This window comes from Spiroplasma sp. ald, from assembly GCF_044714355.1.
GTDB classification, from domain to species: domain Bacteria; phylum Bacillota_I; class Bacilli_A; order Mycoplasmatales; family Mycoplasmataceae; genus Spiroplasma; species Spiroplasma phoeniceum.
In genome coordinates this window covers 1-3,059 of the sequence record NZ_RXFY01000114.1, presented here as the reverse complement: position 1 = coordinate 3,059, position 3,059 = coordinate 1, and the positions used below count along the sequence as shown (strand labels likewise).

Here is a 3,059-nt window from a genome sequence, read left to right as displayed (position 1 = left end):
ATTGTTTTTTATCGCAGGAATTATTATTTGTTTTATAGGACCTACTAAATTAGGAATTGGTTGACCTGCATATGTAATTATTGGTGCAATGCTTAATGGTTTTGGGGTTATTGTTTTAATTATTGAAACTATTAGATTTATCAAAACTCATAACAAACAACAAAAACAAGATAGTATTGAAGATGTTATTAAAAAAGAAGATACAAAATAAAGAGGTGTTATAAATGGGATTGTTACCAGCAAAAAAGAAATTAAAAAAAGAATATGATATTGATAGTTATTATCTTAATTTAGCATCAACGATTAGTAATCGTAAAAATGTTGCTGTTCAAAAACATAATGAAATTTTAGAAAAAAGAATTTGTGAAGATAATGCTAATTTTTTAAATCCACGAGANTTAGAAATTAGCATTTATAATCCACTTACTAATCAACAAATAAACTCTCAATTAATTAATAACTTTTTAAAAATGCAGGACTTTACTAATAAGAATTGATATAACGAATATAAAATTAATAAGAATGGTAAAGGTGCATATTTTATTTTTGCTAATAATTCGAAACTTAATTTTATTACTATTGATTTTTACAATGACCAGTATGATGAATTAGGTAATTTAGTATCTTGTGCTTTTGATTATGACCCTTATATTAAAAATGAACAAAGTATTTTTATTACTGAAAAATTAGAAATTGACTATGTAACTAAACAAGTAAAAGTTATTAGAAATTTAAAAACACGATTATACAGTACTATTACTGATTTATATATTGATGATGCTAAATGAAATAACTATACAGCATTGCAAAGAGAAGAAATATTACCACTTAATTTTATTCCACTTGAAATTATCCCTAATAACCCTAATTTTGAACCTTCTGCTCGTTATGGCAAGCAATTTGCTAGTATTTTAGATATTATTGCTGAAAAGATAATGTTAGACCCATTATTAAATAGTGGTAAATTTACCATTAATACTAATGGAGTTACTGGTGTTGTTGACCAAGAAATTAGTAAAATGTTGGCTTCATTTATTGAAAATGACTTGTTATTAGTTGAAGGAGACCCCGATAGTAATTTTCAACCAGTAGACTATATTGCTGGTAATTTTAAAGGTGAACAATTAACGAAAATATATGATTGATTATTAACTAATTACTATAAAATAAATCGCCATCATGTTCCCGCAATCGCTAAGGGAGCACAACAAACACAAGCTGAAGTTGCTGGTGTAAATATTCAAACAAACGCATCATACGAACAAATGATATATATTAGAGAAATTAAATTAACTGAATTTATTATTAAGTTAATTAAATATGATAATGCTATTTTAAATAGTAGAACATTCAATATTAAAAATATTGATGAGTTAATTGTTGATGTTCGCTTACCAGTAAATGCTACTTTAAACAGACAACTAAAAAACAACGAAACTGTTTTTAATGTGTCTAATGAAAAAGGAGGACAAGAATAATGCTAAAACCATCTGAAAAAATGTTAGCACAATTAGCAGAAAATGATGAACCAATTGATTATTCAATTGATAGTATTCCGCTAGATTTTGCTAATCAATCACAATATAGTGACCCCGACTTAGAACAGTTATTTACCGAAGACCGCGCAAGAACCTTATATATTTATAAAATTAATAATCTTGTTAAGACAAAGCAAAAACCAACCTTAAACTACTCTCAAAATAGCGTTAAAATAGGTTTTATTGACAAAGATGAATATATTAAAATAACTGGCTATGAAATTAGTGACTTTAATTTTAAATTACAAATTCAACAAAACACCACAGTACAAGATAATAGTACAAGTTATGTTATGATTGATGAAAAAGATATTTTAATTAATGATATTTCAAAACAAGACAAAGCATTTTTAGAAACATTAGACTTAAAAATAGTATCTATTAATGAACCAATTAGTGAAGATAATAAAAATGAATGTTATATCATCGAAGAATATAAACGCCCCTATTCACCAGATGGTGTTAATATTATTAAATCTACCCATTTAGTTAAAATAACTGACTTTAAATGAAAAAACCAAAATAGTATTCATTTAGTATTACAAAAATCATTACCCGAAGATACTGTTGTTAATGGAATTGAAATTAAATATCCTAAAGCGATGTTATTTGGAAATATTAGGTGTTGAGGCAATATTAATGGTATTTATTCTTATCCATCATCAAATATTGAAAATGCTAGTTTAGTACCCTTATTATCAATGCCAATAGAGACAGAACCTAATTTAAAAGTATTTCAGTATTGATTTACTGAAAGTTTTTTACCGTGAAGTATTGCCAAAAACTATATTCAAGGAAAAGATATTTTAGGTTTATTAGACGTTAAAGAACTAAATATTATTTTGTTAAATTTTTTAACATATCGTTATAATTACGATAGAAAATTCCAAGGCTCAAAATACGACGAAAAAGGTAATCCTACCAATAAAGTGGCTGAGCTGCGCCAAAAATTCGAAGGACAAAAACCTGAAGATGTTATTGATGGTTTATTTGAAAATTGAAAATTAGATAATTTTACTTCTTTAAATGATAATGCTGTTAAAAGATTTAAGCAAATTGTTTATATGTTATCAAATTATACATATAGTAAATATGCAATTAATAAAGGTTATAATGATGATATTAAATTATTTTCTCCTTATTTTTTTGAATTAATTTCAAAACCAGTTAAAAAAGAAAATGGATATTGAGAATTTAAAGATTGTCAAGTACTATTAAATTCATCATATTTTAATTTTTCTGGTGGTCCCACTCCACCTAAAAATTATTGAAAAGAAATTTATGCAAGTGGAACACCATTTAATCAAGTTGATAATAAATGATATTTTGTGGTGTGGCGTAATGATGATAATGGTGATTTAAAAATTAGTAAATTTAAAAATAATGTAAAATTGAATGTTGGTGAGACACACACTATTAACGAGAGTTTATATTTATTCAATGGAAATTTTGCTGCTAATTTAAAAATTGATTTACAAGTTATTTTAAAAAACGGAGTTCCTCTTGGATGATTTTTCGATA

The 3,059-nt window shown here is 25.5% G+C and carries 2 pseudogenes; both read left to right on the top strand.

The window, feature by feature from the left end:
• Positions 1-211, top strand: a pseudogene (locus EHU54_RS05190) (hypothetical protein); the annotation flags it as partial.
• 1,266 nt (positions 212-1,477) lie between these two features.
• Positions 1,478-3,059, top strand: a pseudogene (locus EHU54_RS05185) (hypothetical protein); the annotation flags it as partial.